The following is a 19,462-nucleotide window of genomic DNA, read 5'->3' as shown; positions in this document are numbered from 1 at the left end:
CCCCACTGCTGCCTCCCGTAGGAGTCTGGGCCGTGTCTCAGTCCCAGTGTGGCTGATCATCCTCTCAGACCAGCTACGGATCGTCGCCTTGGTAAGCCGTTACCTTACCAACAAGCTAATCCGACATAGGCTCATCCAATAGCGCAAGGTCCGAAGATCCCCTGCTTTCTCCCGTAGGACGTATGCGGTATTAATCCGGGTTTCCCCGGGCTATCCCCCACTACTGGGCAGATTCCTATGCATTACTCACCCGTCCGCCGCTCTAATAAGTCCCGAAGGACCGTTCGCGCTCGACTTGCATGTGTTAGGCCTGCCGCCAGCGTTCAATCTGAGCCATGATCAAACTCTTCAGTTTAAAGAGTCGCCTGTTGCTCACGGGAACCGGAATGTGGCTCCCCAACAGACTTAAGTCTTGCTCGGAATGCTGACTCAACTAAATAAATAGCTGAACGTAATTCATTGACATGAGTTACTTGCTTCCGATAAATCTTTGTCCGGTCGAGACCGGATGTATCGATCCATCACTCCGCAAGCACCCACACATATTGCTTGATCGAATTTTTAAACAACTCAGTGTGGCGCCAGGCCCTCACTGTGGGATGCGTATTCTACACATCCGATCCACCTTGGCAAGCGCTTATTTGAATTTCTTTTCCAGGGAAAACCCTTTGAAAATCAACAGCTTATCCTGCCTCCTCGCCGCCTTTTGCGTTGCCGCTCAAGCAGTGAGGGCGCGAACTATACGGAGTCTCCTCTGAGTCCGCAAGCAGTTTTTTCAAACTTTTTCGCGACTCCGAACCTCCTGGTTCGCAATGGTTAAAACCTCAAAAATACAAGGCTTCAACCATAAAAAAACACCCTCAATTGAGAGTGTTTTATATATGGCGGTGAGGGAGGGATTAGCTTCGCTTTGCTCGCTGGTCTCCGGCGCATAGCGCCTCCGACTCGAACCCCAGGGCTCTCACCCCATACTTTCTAAATTAAAGGGCCCTGCAATGCAGAGCCCTTTAAATATGGCGGTGAGGGAGGGATTCGAACCCTCGATGAGTGTTAACCCATACGCCCTTAGCAGGGGCGCGCCTTCAGCCACTCGGCCACCTCACCGGACAATTTCTGCCAGACCCGCACGCGGTATCTGCAACTCCTTGCCGTTGGGAGTTTTCGCAACCAGAAGCGTTTGCTCTTGGCTGCTGAAAGTGGGGGGCATCATACCAACGGCGAGGCAAAAATCAATGGGGAATCAATAACTTTTTGAGCTTAGTTAAAGATCGTTCACAAATCGTACAGACGCAAAAAAGGCCGGAGTTTCCGGCCTTTTTCACACGCTGGCAGCAGGGATCTTATTCCCCACTGCCCTCATCGGAAGATTGCTTCTCGCGCTGGATGCGCTGGTAGATCTCTTCCCGGTGAACCGCAACCTCTTTGGGCGCATTCACCCCGATACGCACCTGGTTGCCCTTAACACCCAATACGGTAACCGTCACATTGTCACCAACCATCAGTGTTTCACCGATTCGGCGGGTTAAAATTAACATTACCTACTTCTCCTTGATCATCCTGTGATTTGGTACGACCAGTTATCCCTCGTACGTACCTTAGATCATCATAACCCGACGGCGCCGTAAATTGAGAATCTTGTCCGTCACTTTATTCAGTATCGCCCAGACGCCGAAAATCTCAACATGTTGTACTGAACGCCAGGTAACCGAATCGCTATGGATATCGGCGACGACCATCACTCTGGTTATAGCTATTCCGTGACCTTGTGTTCAGACAGTTCAAATGCGCTGTGCAGGGCGCGAACGGCCAGTTCAAGGTAACGCTCGTCTATGATCACCGAGATCTTGATCTCTGAAGTGGTGATCATCTGAATATTGATATTGTCTTCCCCAAGGGCCTCGAACATGCGGCTTGCCACATTCGCGTGGGAACGCATGCCAACCCCGACGATTGAGACCTTGGCGATCTTGTCGTCAGAAACCACCTCGCGAGCACCGAGCTCCGCAGCAACACGCTCCAGCACCCCGCGAGCCTTACTCAGGTCATTGCGGTGTACCGTGAAGGTAAAGTCGGTGGTGCCGTCAACCGCACTGATATTCTGCACGATGACATCAACTTCGATGTTTTCCGCCCCGACCGGAGCAAGAATACGACAGGCCACCCCCGGGGTGTCGGGCACACCGCGAATGGTCAGTTTTGCTTCGTCGCGATTGAACGCAATGCCGGATACTACGGGCTGTTCCATCTCGTTGCTTTCCTCATCCAGACTGATCAGTGTGCCATTGCCCTCTTCGAAGGTAGAAAGGACACGCAGCGGCACCTTGTACTTGCCAGCAAATTCCACGGCGCGGATCTGCAGCACCTTGGAACCGAGGCTGGCCATCTCCAGCATTTCCTCAAAGGTGATGCGCTCCAGCCGGCGCGCGCTGTCAACTACCCGCGGATCGGTTGTGTATACCCCATCCACGTCGGTATAGATCTGACACTCCGTGGCATCCAGCGCCGCCGCCAGGGCAACACCGGTGGTATCGGAACCGCCCCGCCCCAGAGTGGTGATGTTGCCGTCCTCATCAACACCCTGGAATCCGGCAACCACGACCACGCGTCCAGCATCGAGATCCGTGCGCATACGCTCCACGTCAATGCGCTGGATCCGCGCCTTGGTGTGTGCGTTGTCGGTGAGGATCTTGACCTGGCCGCCGGTATAGGAGCAGGCGTCGTAGCCACGCTTCTTCAGCGCCATACTGAGCAGGGCAATAGTCACCTGCTCGCCCGTCGACACGAGTACATCCATCTCCCGGGGGTCGGGATGCTCCTGCACCTGGCGCGCCAGTTCGATCAGTCGGTTGGTCTCCCCGCTCATCGCGGAAAGTACCACCACCATATCGTGTCCCTGGGCCTTGAATGCAGCGACCTTATCGGCAACGGCCTCAATACGCTCGATGGATCCCACCGAGGTACCGCCGTATTTCTGCACGAACAAACTCATTGATCTAGTGTTCCTTACTACTTCATTGCCGCGCGGTATCAACAGGTTTGCGCGTGCCGCGCACTAAATCACCAAACCACGACCAAATCAACTGATAAGTCAAACTATTGGCCGAAATTAACCAGGTGCGGCGCGATAATCCCGCACGGTCAATTGAGAGAGCTTTCCACCCAGGCCGGGACCTCGTTCAGCAGCGCGGGAAGGGCGTCCACATCCACACCACCACCCTGGGCCATATCCGGGCGACCGCCGCCCTTTCCGCCCAGTTTACCGGCGGCAAACTTCATCAGGTCGCCCGCAGACAGGCGGCCGGTAAGGTCTTTGGTCACGGCAGCGACCAGCGCCACCTTGCCGTCACCGGGTGCAGCCAGCAGGATGACCCCGCTGCCAAGCTTGTTCTTCATCTGGTCGGCGATATCCCGCAGGGATTTGGGGTCAGCGCCATCCAGTGACGCCGCCAACAATTTGACCCCAGCCACCTCGACCGCCTGGCTGGTGAGATCGCCGCCGGCACCGCTGGCCAGTTTGGCCTTCAGCTGCGACAGCTCCTTTTCCAGCTTGCGGTTGTTTGCCAGCAACTGCTCCACTTTCTCGCCCAGGTTGTCCGGGCGCGCCTTCAGCAAGGTGGCAGCGTGGTCGAGGCGCTGCTGGGCCTCGTCAAACATGGCCAGCGCATGGGCGCCGGTAACTGCCTCGATACGGCGCTGCCCGGAAGCAATACCGCTTTCCGCAACGATGCGCAGCAAGCCAATATCACCGGTGCGCGCGACATGGGTGCCACCGCAAAGCTCGACGGAAAACGCACCCTTGTCGCTGCGCTCGCCCATGGTCAGGACGCGCACGGTATCGCCGTACTTCTCGCCAAACAGCGCCATGGCGCCCTTGCTTTTGGCAGTCTCGATATCGGTTACTTCGGTCTTGACCGGGGTGTTGGCGCGGATCTGGCTGTTGACCAGGGATTCAATCGCGCGCAACTGTTTGTAGGTAACCGCTTCCGGGTGGGAGAAGTCGAAACGCAGGCGTTCGGAATCCACCAGCGAGCCCTTCTGGCTGACGTGATCACCCAGTACCTTGCGCAGCGCCGCGTGCAACAGGTGCGTTGCCGAGTGATTGAGCGCGGTAGACTGGCGGACATCATCAGCCACTTCCGCTTCGACACTGTCCCCCACGGACAAACACCCCTTGAGTACCTTACCTTCGTGCAGGTGGTGGGAGCCCAGTTTGGTACAGTCAGCCACTTCAAAACGGCTTTCGCCAGCCTGCAGGTAGCCGCTGTCGCCCACCTGGCCACCGGACTCGGCATAAAACGGTGTGCGGTCCAGAACCACGGCACCGGAGTCACCTTCCGCCAGTTTTTCCACCTGTTCGCCGTCTTTGACGATGGCGACAATACGACCGCTACCGGAAGTGGACTGGTAACCCAGGAATTCAGTCGCACCTTCCAGGTCCAGAGTGCCGGTGTAGTCCATCTTGAATTTACCCGCGGCGCGCGCGCGCTCGCGCTGCGCTTCCATGGCTTCCTCGTAACCCGCCATATCCAGGGTCAGCTCGCGCTCGCGGGCGATATCCTGGGTCAGGTCTACCGGGAAGCCGTAGGTGTCATACAGGGTGAACACCAGCTCACCGGGAATCTCAGTACCCTCGAGGGACGCCAGTCCCTCTTCCAACAGTGCCATCCCCTTGTCCAGGGTCTTGGCAAATTGCTCCTCTTCTTTGCGCAGGGCGTTTTCGATCAGCGCCTGCTTTTCGGCCAGCTCCGGGTAGGCCTCGCCCATCTGTTCGACCAGTGCCGCCACCAGTTTGTAGAAGAAGATCTGCTCGTGGCCCAGCTTGTGGCCGTGGCGTACGGCGCGGCGGATGATGCGGCGCAGCACGTATCCGCGGCCCTCATTGGACGGCATGACACCATCGGCAATCAGGAAGGCACAGGAGCGGATATGGTCTGCGATCACACGCAGGGATTTTTCTTCCAGGTCGTCACAACCGACAACCTCACCGGCCGCCTTCAACAGTGCCTGGAACAGGTCAATTTCGTAGTTGGAGTGCACGCCCTGCATCACCGCAGCGATACGTTCCAGGCCCATACCGGTATCCACGGAAGGCTTGGGCAGCGGGTGCAGCTCGCCGTCGGCGGTGCGCTCATACTGCATGAATACCAGGTTCCAGATCTCGATGTAGCGATCCAGATCGTCGTTGTCGGACCCGGGCGGGCCACCGGGCACGTCTGCACCGTGGTCGTAGAAAATTTCCGAGCTGGGACCGCAGGGGCCGGTATCCCCCATCTGCCAGAAGTTGTCTTCATCCAGGCGGGAGAAGCGGTCAGCACTGACCCCCACTTCTTTCAGCCAGATATCCGCCGCTTCATCGTCACTGATGTGCACGGTGACCCAGAGGCGCTCTTCCGGCAGGCCGAGCACTTTGGTCAGGAACTGCCAGGCGAACTGGATGGCTTCACGTTTGAAATAATCCCCGAAGCTGAAGTTGCCCAGCATTTCGAAAAACGTGTGATGACGGGCGGTGTAGCCGACATTCTCAAGGTCGTTGTGCTTGCCGCCGGCACGCACGCAGCGCTGGGAACTGGCGGCACGCACATACGGGCGGGACTCCTGCCCGAGGAAGGTATCCTTGAACTGCACCATACCGGCGTTGGTAAACATCAACGTCGGGTCGTTACCGGGCACCAGCGAGCTGGACGGCACCTTGGTATGGCCCTGCTCGGCAAAATAATTGAGAAATGCTTCGCGTATCTGTGCGCTCTTCATCCAGCCAAATTCCACATCGTCGGTTAAAGCTTGCGGCTGCAGCGGAAACCGCAGCCAGAAAAATTTACTCCGGCAGCCCCTGTGCCAGATCGGCCTCGCGCAATTCGCGCTGTGCCAGCAAGTGAATATGCAGGTGAAATACCGTCTGCCCCGCGCCGCGACCATTGTTGATGATCAGGCGAAAGCCGTCGTCCAGCTTGAGTTTGCGCCCCAGCTCCGAGGCCACCCAGAGGAGGTGCCCCAGCAGCGGTGCATCTTCCGGCCCGGCGTCCGCCACGCTCACCAGCGGCTTGCGGGGAATGATCAACAGGTGGGTCGGCGCCTTCGGCGAGCGATCTTCAATGACAATGCACTGATCGTCTTGGTAGACCCGTTTCGCAGGCACCTCGCCCGCGATTATCTGACTAAACACGCTAGGCTTGGTCATTTAAAAATCCGTCTTGCCAGTCCCTGTCCATCCCCGCCCTGCAAAATCGGGGGCTACTTGTCCAGTTTTTCGTCGGTGGTCAGCTGCCGCGCCTCGGACTCCAGCATGACCGGAATACCATCCCGCACCGGATAAGCGAGGCCACTGGCCTTGCACACCAATTCCTGCTTTTCTTCGTCGTACTCCAGTGGCGCCTTGCTGACCGGGCAGACCAAAAGACTCAGTAACTTTTTGTCCATGTTTCACTCTTTAGCAGCCCACAGCCCTCGGAATCCGGGCTGTCAGGTCAAAAATGACCGCGTATGGTACAACGCTTTCCCGGTGTTTTCACGGTGACAGAATCAATTGTGGCAATAGATAGGAAGAGAGAGCCCCGGATTGCAGCGACCAGCCGCTAGAAAGAGCGGCAGGCCGCTACTGCCCGGCTCCAGCCGCTCAGCAGGGTCGCCCTCCTGTCCGCCGACATCTGCGGCAGAAAGTCCTGCTCGATCTCTCGCAACGACTCTGGCAACGCATCCGGCTGCCAGATTCCACAGCCCAGCCCCGCCAACAGGGCGGCGCCTACTGCGGTGGACTCGATCTGCCGCGGTCTTTCCACCCGCAGGGAAGTGATATCCGCCTGGAACTGCATCAGGAAGTTGTTCGCGCTGGCGCCGCCGTCCACACGCAGACACGGCAGCCTCACCCCCAGCGCATCGCCCATCAGCTCCGCCAGCTCGTGGCTCTGGTAGGCAATAGACTCCAGCGTGGCACGCACGATTTCCGCACGCCCCGCACCGCGGGTCAGGCCGAAAATGGACCCCCGCGCCTGTGCGTCCCAGTGCGGCGCGCCCAGACCGCTAAAGGCAGGGACCATATATACGCCACGGGTGTCCGGGACGCTGTGGGCAATCTGCTCGGAATCCGCCGCCTGCTGTATCAACCCCAGGTCGTCCCGCAGCCACTGCACCGCCGCGCCACCATTGAACACTGAGCCTTCAATGGCATAAGCCGGCTGGCCTCGATGGTCACAGGCCACGGTGGTCAGCAACCCCTCCGGTGTATCCGGCCGCGCCGCCCCCGCCAGCGCCAACATGAAACAGCCGGTTCCGTAGGTATTTTTGACCGTCCCCGGATGCACACAGCCCTGCCCGAACAGGGCCGCCTGCTGGTCGCCGGCAACCCCCGCAATCGGCACCGCTGCGCCGAGAAACACTGCGGGATCGGTCAGTGCAAAATGCCCGGCGGAATTCTGGATTTCGGGAAGCATTGCTGCGGGGCAATCAAACAGAGCCAGTAACTCGGGATCCCAGGTGTGATTATCAATGTCGTACAGCAGGGTGCGACAGGCATTGGAGTGGTCGGTGAGGTGCGCGCGCCCGCCACTCATTTTCCAGATCAACCAGCTGTCGATGGTGCCGAAACAGAGTTCACCCGCTTGCGCGCGCCGCTGCAGGTTCGGGTCTTCGCGAAACAGCCACTGCAGTTTACTGGCGGAAAAGTAGGCATCCAGCACCAGACCGGTTTTCCGCCGAATCCAATCCGCCTTGCCCGCCGCCCGCAACTGGTCGCAGATTGCCGCGGAACGGCGGCATTGCCAGACAATCGCGCGATAAACAGGCTCGCCGGTCTCCCGGTCCCACAGGACCGCGGTTTCACGCTGATTGGTAATACCTATGGCGCTGATATCTGCCGGGGAAACCGCGGCACGCTGCAGGGCCGCGGCACAGACCCGGAGGGTCACCTGCCAGATCTCTTCGGCGTCGTGCTCCACCCAGCCCGGGCGGGGGTAATACTGGGGGAACTCCGAATAGCTGCGGCCGATCAGCCTGCCGCTGGTATCGAAGACAAAGGCAGTGGTTCCGGTAGTGCCCTGGTCAATGGAGAGGATCATGGGCAGTCCTTGCGGTCTATTTTTATTGGTCGCTTCAGGGCGTGGCTGTCGACAGCAGCCCGTTGATGAGGGCTGCCCCTGAATAGCGAATTGGTCGCGCCCCGCCACAGTCGGTGGTGGCCACGGCTGAAATCGAGCCCTGAGTATAGCCCTCCTGATGTGCGGTTCCCGCGATGGTATCGACCCCCTCCCCGCCAGTAATGCACTTATAACCAATCATCAGGAAAGAAACGCGATCGGGAATCAGTAATCGGTTTCCAGGGCCCAGCTGATGGCATCCGCAGGAAAACCGCGGTAGGCGAGGTAGCGCTGACGCCTGGCGCGCTCCTTGAATTGCTGTTCCCGTGATAGGGCGGGCGCGATCGGCTCGCGAAATTTGCGCTGCAAAAGTTCGGCGGCCAGTGCAAACCAGTCGGCATCCAGTTGCTCGAGTGCGCCGGCAACCAGGTCGTTGCCTACACCGCGCTGCAGCAACTCGCGGCGAATACGCAAGGGCCCCTGCCCGCGCTGTAGCCGCGAGCGGGCAAACACTTCGGCAAAGCGCCGGTCAGACAGGTAATTCAACTCCTGCAGATACAACAGGGTTGCCTCGATGTCCGCGCCGTCTGTCTCGGAAAATTTCGCGGCGAGCTTTTGTCGCAGCTCGTGACAGGAGTGTTCCCGCCGGGAAAGGAGGTCGACCGCGACACTGAACAGGGTCTTGGACTGTTCGGACGCCCGATCTGATGTGGAGGAGTGAGAGAGGGAATCTCCCGGAGAGGCCACTTGCAGCCCCTCCGGGGAGTCGGAAAACGAAGACAAAATCAGCCTTCCAGTTCTTCCGCCGCTTCCGGCTGAGCCGGCACCAGGTCACCCAGTAACTGGGCGCGCAGCTGGCCTTCGATCTCGTTGCGGATATCCTCATTTTCCTTGAGGAACTTGACCGCATTGGCCTTGCCCTGGCCGATCTTGTCGCCCTTGTAGCTGTACCAGGCACCGGCCTTGTCGACCAGGCCCAGCTTGACACCGTAGTCGATGATCTCGCCCAGCAGGTTGATGCCCTGACCGTACATGATCTGGAATTCGGTCTGCTTGAACGGCGGCGCCACCTTGTTCTTGACCACCTTCACCCGGGTCTCGTTGCCCACCACTTCGTCACCCTCTTTCACAGAGCCGATGCGGCGGATATCCAGGCGCACGGAAGAGTAGAACTTGAGCGCGTTACCACCGGTGGTGGTTTCCGGGGAGCCGAACATCACACCGATCTTCATGCGGATCTGGTTGATGAACACACACAGGGTGTTGGTGTTTTTGATGTTACCGGTCAGCTTACGCAGCGCCTGGGACATCAGGCGTGCCTGCAGGCCCACGTGGGAGTCTCCCATCTCGCCTTCAATCTCGGCGCGCGGAGTCAGGGCCGCGACAGAGTCCACAACCAGTACATCTACCGCACCGGAGCGCACCAGCATGTCGGCCACTTCCAGGGCCTGCTCACCGGTGTCCGGCTGGGAAACGATCAGCTCGTCCACATTGACACCGAGCTTCTCGGCGTAGATCGGATCGAGGGCGTGCTCGGCATCCACGAAGGCACAGGTGCCGCCCTTGCGCTGGGCTTCGGCGATCACCTGCAGGGTCAGGGTAGTTTTACCGGAAGATTCAGGACCGTAGATTTCTACAATACGGCCGCGGGGCAGACCGCCGATACCCAGGGCAACGTCCAGGCCCAGGGAACCGGTGGAAATGGCGGGGATGCGCTCGCGCTCTTTATCCCCCATGCGCATGACGGTGCCCTTGCCGAACTGGCGCTCGATCTGAGACAGCGCCGCCTGTAAAGCCTTGTCTTTGTTGGAATCCATGACCCTTCCCGTGTACTTGAAGATTGGTTATGGGAAGGAAGCTTAGAGAAAAATTACTGTATAAGCAACCAGTAATCCTGAACATAGGGCCACGCACGGTACGACCGTGCAAAGTAGCTTAAAGCTGGCCGATTGCGACTACTCGTGGGATTCGACAATCTGCAGCAAGCCGCGCAGGGCCTCCAGTACCGTTTGTGCCTGGATCTCTGCCCGGGTGCCAGAAAAGTGCCTGCAGTGGGCCACCACGTCCAACGGCTCCTGACCCTCGCCGTGTGCCCAGGCCAACCACACAGTCCCCACCGGCTTGTCCTCACTCCCCCCATCGGGGCCGGCGATGCCGGTCACGGCCACAGCCAGGTTCGCATCGAGTCGGTTCAGGACCCCCACCGCCATCTGCCGGGCTACCGGTTCACTCACCGCACCAAACTTTTCCAGGTCTTCCGCATCAACTCCAAGCAAATCCCGCTTGACCCGATTCGCGTAGCTCACCACAGAACCCTCGAACCAGCCGGAGGCACCGGAAACCGATGTGATCGCAGCGGCAATGGCGCCTCCGGTACAGGATTCCGCCGCGGTTATTTTCCAGCCAATCGCCTGTAGCTTTTCACCCAGGCGAGTGGCGAGTTCCAAAATTTCTTCGTCCAGCGACACATCACTTCCTTATATTCGCAATGACACCCGCCAAGAATAGCGCCCGCCGCACGCCACAGGCAAAAGGTCGGGGCCACAGAAGCCACAATAGAAACGATAAAGGAAGGAGTCAGATAGGTAAAAAAGCGAGACAGCGGCTTCAGCCCGAAAAGACGGGGGCCATGAGGCCCCCACAAGCCAATCCCACACAATAGGAACTTCAGAATTGGAATAACAAGGTGAATTGACGCTACGCCAGCCCCCGCAACAGTTGTCGAGTACTCACGAACCGTCCGCCTCCACATTGCATCAAACTCGCCCTCTCGAAGTAACAAGTTATCGCAAAAAATGCAGACCCAAGGAATATATTATTCCTTGCCGCTCAGATCAACCGGAATAACACAAGCTGTGAACTTTTGGCGCGATTATTCCTTTCGGCGGAAGATGTTTACCGCGCGGCGACTGCGATCAAACATCTCTTTTGCCTGCTGGTCCCGCTGCGAAACCAGAATAAACAGCAGGTCGGTCACCATGAATTGCGCGGTACGGGCGAGAATGGATGAACTGCGAACTTCCGACTCATTGGCAACGCAATAGAGCTTGACTGTGGCCACGGCCGTCAGAGGATTGTGGGTATAGCGGGTAAGGGAAATGACTTCGGCCCCCTGTGCCGAGGCCGCCTCGGCCACCCGGATGACGTCCTGGGTCAAGCCGGACTCGGAAATGGCCAGCACCAGGTCTCCCTCCCCCAGTGTCGCGGCGTTGGCAACCTGGACGTGGGTATCGCTCTCGGCAATCACCGATTTCCCCAGCTTCATCAGCTTGAAGGCAAAATCCTTCGCCACCAGAGAGGAGGCCCCCACGCCCGCCAGTACAATCCGCCCGGCACTGCTTATTTTTTCAACAGCTTCCAGCAATACCTCTTCCGGGTTGATCAGCAGGGTCTCGTTAAGGGTCAGGTTCTTTCGCGCGATCAGCTTTTGCGCCACCGTGGTGACATCGTCATCACTGGAGATATCCCCGTGAATGGCTTTCGGCAGCATCGCCGTGCGCGCCACTGACTCTGTCAGCGACAGTTTGAAATCGGAATACCCCCGGTACCCCAGCTTCTGACTGAACTTCACCACACTCGACTGCGACACGCCGATTCGATCTGCCAGGCATTTGGAAGAGTGGCTCCTGACTGCATCAACGTTGTCGAGCAAATAATCAGCAATCCGCTGTTCATGATTTGACATACCTGCTCGCATTGCACGAATTTTGCTCAAAGAACCCATTTTTCTCTCCCTTGCTGAACCTGCCTGGCACCGTGAAGACAATCAATCAATGCCGAATGGCTCTCCCCTTAGAAATACTTTGCGCAGCCAAAGAATAAATGATACCAATAACATCGAAAATCAGGAATAATTTAGTTATTGTCTTTTCCGCGCCGCCTGACAAATAAAAAGAGCATCCGAGATGGAACTGCAGTTTACCGAACTGGACTGGGTAATTTTTGCAATTTACGCCGCAATCCTTGCGGGCTCCGGCTACTACTTCAGCCGGGCCCGGGCCGACGACAGCCGGGATTACTTTCTGGCAAAAAATTCCATGCCCATGTGGATGGTGGCTATATCAACACTGGCCACAGTCCAGTCCGCAGCCACTTTTCTCGGCGGCCCCGATCTCGGCTATCGCGGAGACCTCACCTACCTGTTCACCAACCTCGGTGCCATCATCGCGGCAATTATCGTTGCCCGGGAACTCATCCCGCGCTTTTACGCCAGCCGTGTAACCACCGTATACGAACTGCTGCAAACCCGCTTTGGTGCCTCGTCCAAGCACGCAGCCGGTTCTATCTATCTGCTGGGTAGAGTATTTGCCAGTGGTGCGCGCCTGTATATGGCGGCAATCGCCGTTTCCATGATCCTGTTCAATGACATAGCGGCAGATCACGTGATTGCAGCCACACTGTTACTCACCACCGTAGGGCTGATGCAGACCCTGGTCGGCGGCGTGCGCTCGGTGATCCAGAGCGATGTCCTCCAGTGCGGGATCTATGTTACTGCCGCCATCGCGGTACTGTCTGTATTGTTGTGGCAAATTCCCGCTGACATGGGTGAAATACTTGCCGCGCTCTCCAGCCCGGGCAACGGACAGGATTCAAAGCTGACCCTTGTCGATGCCGGCTGGGATATCTCCGACCCTTTCAATATCTGGGCAACTTTGACCGGCTTCGTACTGCTGAATATTGCCGCGTTTGGCCTGGACCAGGACGTTACCCAGCGATTGCTCACCTGTAAAACGCCAAGGGACGGTGCGCGAGCGGTACTGTTTTCCGTGGTACTGGTGATCCCGGTAATGGCCGTATTCATGGGTATAGGCCTGTTGCTGTACATTTTTTACCAGACTCCCGGACTGATGGGCGGACTGGCCGTTTCAGAACCCAGCGGCGGCGACGTTACCGTGTTTATGCATTACGTACTGCACGAAATGCCCGCGGGATTACGCGGACTGGTCACCATCGGTGTCATTGCGGCCGCACTTTCCACCTTGAACTCCAGTCTCAATTCCATGGCCAGCGTGCTGACCGAAGACCTGTACCGCAACTGGCTGAAACGCCGCCGCATTAGTAAGCCGTCCGCACACTTTGTGCGCGCCGGTCGCTGGGGAATGGTGGTGATAGCCCTGTGCCTGAGTGCAATGGCGATCCTGTGTTTCTACTGGCAGCAGATCAGTGACTTGCCACTGATTACTTTCGCACTGTCCGTCATGGTATTCGCCTATTCCGGCTTGCTGGGTGTCTTCTTTACCGTGTTGTTCACCAATCGCGGTAACGGCACCACGGTACTGCTGGCACTGTTCACCGGTTTTCTTGTCACCCTCCTGCAGCAGCCGTGGATGATCAGCATGATCACCGGCAACGAAAACCCGATCGCCATTGCCTTTCCCTGGCAGCTATGTACCGGCACGCTGATCTCTTTTGCAGTGTGTAATCTGGGCAAACCTGCCCAGTCCCACCTTGAGACGGAGCTCAAAGGGCTGAATACATGAGCGAATACTTTGTCGGTATTGACGGGGGCGGAACCAAAACCCTGGCGAGAATCGGGCGCGGCCGAGAGACGCTGCTGGAGTTGCGCGCAGAGGGCAGTTCACTCACACAAAATCCTGATGAAGCAGGCAGTACAGTGATAGGGCTCTGTCGCCAACTGCTGGCCAGGCAACGGATAAAACCACAACAGGTCTCTGTCGCCTGTGGGCTTGCCGGCGCGGGCAATACTGTCGCTGCAAACCAGCTGACAACGCGCTTGAAGGAAGTCGGTTTCTCGGATGTTGTGGTAACGTCAGATGCACAAACATCGCTGCTTGGTGCCGGTGCAGGTCTGCCGATCGTGGTCGTTGCAGTTGGCACCGGTTCGGTGGCCATGCGCCTGTCGAGAAGCGGCAATGTTCGCCAATTTGGCGGTTGGGGCCTGGCTATCGGTGACGAAGGCAGCGGCGCTGCAATTGGAAAGAGTGCCGTGCGCACCCTGCTGTGGGAGCTTGATATCCACGGCCGTGCGGTCAGTGAATTGTGCCAGCATGTTATGGCAGAGGTGGGCATGCAGCGCCCCACCATCCTGGGTTGGCTACGTGAAGCCGGTCCCAGGGAGTACGCTGCGCTGGCCCCGACGGTTTTCGAGCACCTGCCGAATTGCCAGCAAGCAAAAGATATCATCACCAAGACTGCCGGCGAGATCGACCGCCTGATTGCTGCGGCCAATGAAGAAGAAGATCTTCCCCTTGCCCTGCTCGGCGGTCTTGCCGATAAATTGAGTCCCTTTCTTTCCGAAGCACACCAGCAAAAGCTGATCGCGCCGTTTGGCACCGCCCTCGATGGGGCCTGCATGCTAGCGCGCAAGGACGCAAGACTGGAAAAAGCACCGGCGCAACCGGCGTAATACATCCATCCTATTCAGAGAGTTCAGCCCCTTATGAACCAGGAATTGATTCAGCAGCTGGCGCAGCTTACCAGCGAGGCCCGCAACCCCGACACCCAGAATATTGACCTGCTGCCAACCGCGGAGATCCTGAAAAAGATCAACAGTGCGGACCGCGAGGTCCCCCCTGCAATATATAAAGAGATACCGCAAATCACCCTTGCGGTCGATGCCATTGTCGAAGCCTTCAAGTCCGGTGCGCGGCTGATATATATGGGCGCTGGTACCAGTGGCCGCCTGGGTATTCTCGATGCCGTGGAATGCCCGCCCACTTACGGTGTGAGTGAGGATATGGTGGTTGCCCTGATTGCCGGTGGCCCGGACGCAGTCTATCGGGCGCAGGAAGGCGCAGAGGACAGCTTCGAGTTGGGTGGCGAGGACCTGAAAAAAATCCACCTGACGCACAAAGACGTCGTGGTGGGGATCGCAGCCAGCGGACGCACGCCCTACGTTATCGGCGGTCTGCGCTACGCGCGGGCCCTCGGTTGCACCACCGTGGCCCTGTCGTGCAATCGCGCCGCCGCGATCGCCAGCGAAGCCGATATCGCCATTCTCCCGGAGGCTGGGCCCGAGATCCTCACCGGTTCCACCCGCATGAAAGCCGGCACCGCGCAGAAACTGGTTCTCAATATGCTGACGACCGCCAGCATGATCCGCCTCGGCAAGAGCTTTTACAATCTCATGGTAGACGTCAAAGCCACCAATGAGAAACTGGTCAGCCGGACCCGCCGTATCGTTATGGAAGCGACCGGTGTAGACCTGACAGAGGCCGACCGCGTACTCAGCCAGTGCGAACACAATGCAAAGCTGGCGATCATGATGATATTGAGTGGACTGGAGCGGGAAAACGCCGAGACTGCGCTGCAAAAGGCCAATGGCTTCCTGCGGCGTGCACTACAGGAGCTCAATGATCAGGCACGCCACAAAAGCCAGCCCGCCCGCAAGGCTCAAATAGAGGGCTGCGAAGAGCCGGCGTAAAAAGGGAAACAGCGGAGTGCGACGATTGAGGAGTACGCCCGGCAGCTGTGCCCGACAGTCACTATGATTGTCCGATTTTCAAACTTTCCAGAAAATCCTGCGGCGGTACAGCTGCCACATGACCCAATAGAACAGCCCCAGACAACAAATCGCAAAGGCGAGAGAACCTGCGTAATCGCCAAACAAAGGCTGGAAAATCCTGCCGAAGAGCCAGCCTTTCAAGGTAGTGTCTGCGACCGGCACCATTATCAATAACCGCCCGACCACACCGGCCAGCATAAACAGCGCGATGGCATTTACCCCAAACACCAACAGCGGCGCAACTGCCCGGCGGCGCTCGCGTATATCGACCAGGTAATAGAGACCTGCCAGCAACATCAATGACACACCGGCAGTCACCAGTACAAAACTCGGTGACCACAATGCCTTATTGATCGGAACCAGAGGGTGCATCAATTGCCCTATCAGCAACATGCTACCGCCAGCCCGCAGCCAGCGCAGTGCGAGCTTTTCCCGAGCCGGCAAATCGCTGGCGCTGTTTTGCCACATCGCCCCCGCCAGCACCCCGAGTAGACAGGTAGATATTGCGGGAAAAGTGGTCAGAATTCCCTCGGGATCAAAGGCGAATGGGCGTGCGTCGCCATAATAAAGGTGTGCACTGCCAAGCAGGGTCTGATCCAGCCAGGCCGAGAAATGATTGCCGAACTCGAGCTGCCCCAAAAATACCTCCCCGCTCTCTGCCTGATACGGCACCCACAGCATCAGTAGCCAGGGCACCAGGCTGCAGAACAACGAGGTTACTACAAGTCCCCGCAAGGGCAACCATCGCACCAGATAGCACACCGCGATATAAACCAGTGCGATCCGCTGCAACACGCCCATCCAGCGAACCCCCTCTATGCGGTCACTAAACCAGCTGTAAGAGGTGTCGCGAAAATTGTAGAAAAATACCGCCAGAAACAGACCCAGGCCATACAGCTTTAGCGCGCGCGACCACTGCACCCAGCCTACGGAGGGGAAGGCTCCATTCTTGCCTCTCGCAAGAACAATCGACAGCCCGACCACAAACAGAAACAGAGGGAAAATTACATCGGTGGGCGTCCACCCGTGCCATTGCGCGTGCGCCAGTGGCGCATACACATAGGACCAGCTGCCGGGGTTGTTCACCAGCACCATCGCGGCAATGGCCAGCCCCCGCAACAGGTCGACAGACATCAAACGGCCCGGTGGCAGCTGGGCGAGAATACGCTGCACGTGCGATGGGCCCATGCATTACTCCCCGGGGCGAACAGGAATGTCCGGGTACAACAGGTAGGGTTTACGCCGTTCGCGGAAGGCCTCCAGATCCGGCTGCCAGCTGGCACGGATCTGTTCGGCACTTTCTCCCGCCAGTATCGCGCGACGCAGCCGGTCAGTGCCGGCCAGCTTGTCGAAAAAGCCGGCGCGCACGAAGAAGTCCTCACCGCTTTCTCCACTGCGTCCATACCAATCAAGCAGTGGCGCAAGGCTGAAGCGAATGCCGGCCATTCCGCCTTTCCCGGCACTGCGCAGGTCGTCTCCCGTTAAGCGGGTGCCGTTGTGCTTCGGGTTCTCGCTGGCTCCCGGCACCGGGTGTGGGGTGAAGGTGAACTTGCCCCGGGAATCTGCCGGGTGTCCCACGGCCTGAAATGGAAAATCCGTACCGCGGCCGATACTGACCGTGGTCCCCTCGAACAGCCCGAGCGTCGGATACCGGCGAATCGAAATATCATTGGGCAGGTTGGGGGATGGGCGCACCGGCAGCGAATACATCTGTTGATGGTGGTAGCCGGAAACCGGGATCACCGTGAGATCACAGCGCGCGCCGCTTTTCAGCCAGCCCTCGCCGTTGATCATCTGCGCCAGCTCACCAACGGTCATCCCGTGCACCAGGGGAATCGGGTGCATGCCAACAAAACTCCGGAAAGCCGGCTCGAGCACCGGACCATCCACGTAGTCACCATTCGGGTTGGGTCGGTCCAGCACCAGCAGGGGGACATCGAAATCGGCACAGGCCTGCATCAGATAATGCAGAGAACTGATGTAGGTATAAAAACGCACTCCCACATCCTGGATATCAAACACCAGCCAGTCGATGTCCTGCAGACTCTCTTCGCGGGGGGCATACTGGCCGCCGTACAGGGAAACGATCGGCAGCCCGGAGGGGCCATCAATACCATCGTCGACCTTGCCGCCGTTCTCCACATTACCGCGCACGCCGTGTTCCAGTGCGAAAATTTTTGCCACCGCAACGTCGCGAGTGCGCAGGAAATCGATCAGGTGCTGATCCCCTGCGCGGGAAGTCTGGTTGACCACCAGGCCAATCTGCTGCCCTTCCAGCAATGGTAGATATACCTCCGGCTGCTCAGCGCCAGTGCGCAAGCTGCCGGCCTCCCCTGCCGAGGCGGCAGAAGCCAGAGAAATCACCAGCAATATGCGGGCGGTAAAACTCGTCGCCAGCACAGATAGCCCGGCACAAAATTTTGTATAACTCATGGCGCAGCCCCCTTTCACAACATGACGTATCCGAGCACCACAAAGCCGATAATGCTCACGGCACCCGCGCGCAACGCGTAGGGTAACTGGGTGCGCACATGCTCGATATGCTCGGTTCCCGATGCCAGCGAAGAGACGATGGTGGTGTCGGAAATCGGCGACGCATGATCACCAAATATGCCGCCGGACAGTACCGCCGCGACAAGCAGGGTGGGCTCGGCGCCCATCGCTGTTGCCACCGGGATGGCAATGGGCAGCATGATCGAAAAGGTCCCCCAGCTGGACCCCACGGAAAATGCAATCACCCCAGACACCAGGAAGATCACTGCCGGCAACAGCGCCAGCGGAATGGAGTCCCCCACCAGGCTGGCGACATATTGTCCGGTACCCAGTGTCTTGGACACGGTACCCAATGCCAGGGCCAGCACCAGGATAATCGCCAGTGGCAGCATGCGCCCCGCGCCTTCCATCCAGGTGTGGCTGAGTTCGTCCAGGGTCATACTGCGTTGCAGCAACACCAGCACGGAGATCACAGTCAGGGCAGCCAGCGAGGCCCACAGGACAGACGTGGAGCCGGAGCCCTGGAAGATCTCGCCATTGCCGGTAATCCAGAGACCGGCAGGCATCGCCAGGATCAACACCGCCACCGGCAAAAACATATTCAGTGCGCGGGGCTTGATATGACTCTTCTCGCCCATGCTGGCGGCAAGTTCAATGTCGTGCACACTGTCGCCAGCGGCGCGCGCCTGCACGCGCGCCATGGGGCCCGGGTTGTAATTCCGCGCAATGGTGTAGGCGGTGAGCGCCACCGCACTGATGGCATAGAGGTTGAGCGGAATAGTGGCCAGCAAAACGGTCAGCGGCTCTTCCACCCCCAGGCCGTCGAGCAGCCCGAGATTGAAGGCGCCCCAGGCGTTCAGCGGAATCAGCATACATATCGGCGCCGACGTCGAGTCGATGATGTAGGCGAGCTTTTCGCGGGCGATACGAAAACGGTCAAACAGCGGGCGGGAGACGGTGCCAGCCACCAGCACGGTGATATTGGATTCGATAAAGATCACGATACCGATGAGCCACGCCATCCACTGCGCGCGCTTGCCGTTGGTGACCCAGCGGCTGCGCTCGAGAAAGCGTACAAAACCGCTGACTGCCCCGGAGCGCTCTAGGGTCACGATGAAAGCGCCGATCACCAGCGTAAACATCACTACCCGGGCATCACCGGGACTGGCAAGCACCGCCAGCACCCCGTCCAGGGCTTCAGCCAGCGAAGCGACCACACCGCTCTGGTTCAGCAGGTAAAACCCCAGCCAGATACCGGCGAACAGGGCCAGGTACACCTGACGCGTAAGCAATGCGAGCCCGATGGCCAGGAATGGGGGCAAAAGGGTAAGCCAGGAAAGTTCAGTCATACGACGATACTTCTTCGAATTTATTCTTGTTGGATTGTCGACCAGCCTGTGCCTTGGCCGACGCGATGTCTGCGACAGATGCTAAC

Annotated in this window: 16 protein-coding genes, 1 tRNA gene and 1 rRNA gene; 3 read left to right on the top strand and 15 right to left on the bottom strand. The window is 58.4% G+C overall.

Features of this window, described 5'->3' with window-relative positions; all coding sequences use genetic code 11:
- From QZ511_RS04990 to QZ511_RS04935, 12 genes are all read right to left on the bottom strand, one after another.
- A 16S ribosomal RNA gene (locus QZ511_RS04990) occupies positions 1-355 on the bottom strand; the annotation flags it as partial.
- 659 nt (positions 356-1,014) lie between these two features.
- Positions 1,015-1,104: transfer RNA gene (locus QZ511_RS04985), tRNA-Ser, on the bottom strand.
- Between the two features lie 236 nt (positions 1,105-1,340).
- Positions 1,341-1,535, bottom strand: coding sequence for a carbon storage regulator CsrA (csrA, locus tag QZ511_RS04980; RefSeq protein WP_295799861.1), 195 nt, complete (start codon positions 1,533-1,535; stop codon positions 1,341-1,343).
- Between the two features lie 215 nt (positions 1,536-1,750).
- A complete protein-coding gene (locus tag QZ511_RS04975; protein WP_295799859.1) occupies positions 1,751-2,989 on the bottom strand; it encodes an aspartate kinase in 1,239 nt (412 codons plus the stop codon).
- 149 nt (positions 2,990-3,138) lie between these two features.
- Positions 3,139-5,751 carry an alanine--tRNA ligase gene (gene alaS, locus QZ511_RS04970; RefSeq protein ID WP_295799856.1) on the bottom strand — a complete coding sequence of 871 codons (2,613 nt, stop codon included), beginning with the start codon at positions 5,749-5,751 and terminating at the stop codon, positions 3,139-3,141.
- A 64-nt stretch (positions 5,752-5,815) separates the two neighbouring features.
- A complete protein-coding gene (locus tag QZ511_RS04965) occupies positions 5,816-6,178 on the bottom strand; it encodes a histidine triad nucleotide-binding protein (RefSeq protein ID WP_295799854.1) in 363 nt (120 codons plus the stop codon).
- Between the two features lie 53 nt (positions 6,179-6,231).
- Entirely contained in the window at positions 6,232-6,417 is a 186-nt protein-coding gene (locus tag QZ511_RS04960; protein WP_295799851.1) for a Trm112 family protein, read from the bottom strand.
- Between the two features lie 155 nt (positions 6,418-6,572).
- Complete coding sequence (glpK, locus tag QZ511_RS04955) at positions 6,573-8,051, bottom strand: glycerol kinase GlpK (protein WP_295799848.1); 1,479 nt, start codon at positions 8,049-8,051, stop codon at positions 6,573-6,575.
- A gap of 243 nt (positions 8,052-8,294) precedes the next feature.
- A complete protein-coding gene (locus QZ511_RS04950; protein ID WP_295799844.1) occupies positions 8,295-8,852 on the bottom strand; it encodes a regulatory protein RecX in 558 nt (185 codons plus the stop codon).
- Positions 8,853-8,854: 2 nt separating this feature from the next.
- On the bottom strand, positions 8,855-9,886 hold the full coding sequence (gene recA / locus QZ511_RS04945; RefSeq protein WP_295799842.1) for a recombinase RecA: 1,032 nt from the start codon (positions 9,884-9,886) through the stop codon (positions 8,855-8,857).
- A gap of 138 nt (positions 9,887-10,024) precedes the next feature.
- A complete protein-coding gene (locus tag QZ511_RS04940; RefSeq protein WP_295799840.1) occupies positions 10,025-10,537 on the bottom strand; it encodes a CinA family protein in 513 nt (170 codons plus the stop codon).
- A gap of 404 nt (positions 10,538-10,941) precedes the next feature.
- Positions 10,942-11,793 (bottom strand): SIS domain-containing protein, encoded by an 852-nt coding sequence (locus tag QZ511_RS04935; RefSeq protein ID WP_295799838.1) that lies wholly within the window; start codon positions 11,791-11,793, stop codon positions 10,942-10,944.
- A 181-nt stretch (positions 11,794-11,974) separates the two neighbouring features.
- On the opposite strand from QZ511_RS04935, the gene QZ511_RS04930 reads away from it, so the two are divergent.
- From QZ511_RS04930 to murQ, 3 genes are read left to right on the top strand one after another with little or no spacing between them, the layout of a single operon-like run.
- A complete protein-coding gene (locus QZ511_RS04930) occupies positions 11,975-13,549 on the top strand; it encodes a sodium:solute symporter (RefSeq protein WP_295799835.1) in 1,575 nt (524 codons plus the stop codon).
- Positions 13,546-14,436, top strand: a complete 891-nt coding sequence (locus QZ511_RS04925; protein WP_295799832.1) for a BadF/BadG/BcrA/BcrD ATPase family protein — start codon at positions 13,546-13,548, stop codon at positions 14,434-14,436. The genes QZ511_RS04930 and QZ511_RS04925 overlap by 4 nt, the downstream gene beginning before the upstream one ends.
- Positions 14,437-14,469: 33 nt before the next feature.
- Positions 14,470-15,453 (top strand): N-acetylmuramic acid 6-phosphate etherase, encoded by a 984-nt coding sequence (murQ, locus tag QZ511_RS04920; protein ID WP_295799829.1) that lies wholly within the window; start codon positions 14,470-14,472, stop codon positions 15,451-15,453.
- 78 nt (positions 15,454-15,531) lie between these two features.
- Here murQ and QZ511_RS04915 read toward each other — a convergent pair whose 3' ends face one another.
- From QZ511_RS04915 to QZ511_RS04905, 3 genes are read right to left on the bottom strand one after another with little or no spacing between them, the layout of a single operon-like run.
- The gene (locus QZ511_RS04915; protein ID WP_295799825.1) at positions 15,532-16,722 is read right to left on the bottom strand and encodes a heparan-alpha-glucosaminide N-acetyltransferase domain-containing protein; all 1,191 of its coding nucleotides are present in this window, start codon (positions 16,720-16,722) and stop codon (positions 15,532-15,534) included.
- 3 nt (positions 16,723-16,725) lie between these two features.
- Positions 16,726-17,967, bottom strand: coding sequence for a DUF1343 domain-containing protein (locus QZ511_RS04910; RefSeq protein ID WP_295799821.1), 1,242 nt, complete (start codon positions 17,965-17,967; stop codon positions 16,726-16,728).
- 14 nt (positions 17,968-17,981) lie between these two features.
- Positions 17,982-19,376: a Na+/H+ antiporter NhaC family protein gene (locus QZ511_RS04905; protein WP_295799818.1), complete on the bottom strand. Its 1,395-nt coding sequence runs from the start codon at positions 19,374-19,376 to the stop codon at positions 17,982-17,984.
- Between the last annotated feature and the right edge of the window lie 86 nt (positions 19,377-19,462).

It is taken from the genome of uncultured Microbulbifer sp. (assembly GCF_913055755.1).
Lineage (GTDB): Bacteria > Pseudomonadota > Gammaproteobacteria > Pseudomonadales > Cellvibrionaceae > Microbulbifer.
This window is presented reverse-complemented; position numbering and strand designations above follow the sequence as displayed.